Raw genomic sequence first — 1,191 nt, 5'->3', positions numbered from 1 at the left:
GCTCGCTTGTATGCTAGGACTTGAAGGGAGGAGGAGGGACAAGGCTCGATTCTGACTGTTAGCGCAGTACAGATCCGTGGGAGATTTCGCCCCTCCTCCTTTCACCCAAGCGCCGATAAAGAATGCATCTGGCTAGACCGACGATAGGAACAAGCCTGCGCCTCTGGGTGAGCCCTTCAAGTGCTCAAAACCATATCTCGGGGGATGTTCAATGGCAATGCCGGTTTCTGCTATCAAGCCAATCGTGGGCGTGGATGTCGCCAAGAGTGAATTGGTGATCTATCAGGCCGAACTGGAACTGCTTGAGACGCTTCCCAATAACAAGCCAGCCATCAAGAAATGGCTGAAAGCCTTGCCGGCGCCGGTCGATGTCGCGATTGAGTCGACCAATATCTATCACCTGGAGTTCGCCGACCTGGCCCATGAGGCCGGTTGCACCATTTACATGGTCGGCGGCTATGAACTGAGCCATTACCGCAAAGGTGTGAAAGTTCGCGCCAAAACGGACGCACTGGATGCAAAGTTGCTCGCCCGCTATCTGAAAAACGAATATGAAGAGCTCCATCCATGGATTCCGCCCTCGCCGTTGTACCGCTGCCTCTTGAGCCTTTTCCGCCGGCGCGCGGCGCTGGTTCAGGCGCGGGTTCGCCTGGTGCAGAGCTGGACAAATGAACCGCTGCTCAAAGCCGCTTTTGCCGAGCAAGTGGCCTCCATGCAGAGACTTGAAGGGCTGGTCGAGAAAATGATCAACGACCGCCTGAAAGAGGCCGGCTTGCTGGCCCAGTTGAAGCGTTGCATGAAAGTTGAAGGTATTGGTTTTTTAACCGGAGCGCGCTTGATCGCGGCCTTTCAGCGAGGCGACTTCAGAAATGCAGATGCCTTCATCGCATTTTTAGGGATGGATTTGCGGGTGTCGCAGTCAGGACAAAAGGACGGTCGCCGCAGCCTGACAAAGCGAGGCGACCCGGAAGCGCGTCGACTGCTGCACAACGCCGCCATGTCGGCCAGCCGCACAGCCGCCTGGAAAGGCTTTTATGAAGAGCAAAGAGCCAAAGGGTTCAGCACTACGCAGGCACTGGTGATACTGGCCCGCAAACTTGCCCGGATCGTATTTGCACTGCTGAAAGGGCAGAGCGAATACCAACCAAAAGCAGGTTGAGGGCTTTCCCTCAACCATAGAATCTCCCACAG

At 55.8% G+C, this 1,191-nt stretch carries 1 protein-coding gene; it reads left to right on the top strand.

Features of this window, described 5'->3' with window-relative positions:
- The first annotated feature begins 211 nt into the window (after positions 1 to 211).
- The gene (locus AC1DVE_RS31110; RefSeq protein WP_223453708.1) at positions 212 to 1,159 is read left to right on the top strand and encodes an IS110 family transposase; all 948 of its coding nucleotides are present in this window, start codon (positions 212 to 214) and stop codon (positions 1,157 to 1,159) included.
- Positions 1,160 to 1,191: the final 32 nt, after the last annotated feature.

The sequence above is a fragment of the Pseudomonas sp. P4_B4 genome, from assembly GCF_056402255.1.
Note: the sequence above shows the minus strand (reverse complement) of the source record. Positions and strands in the feature narration are given on the sequence as shown.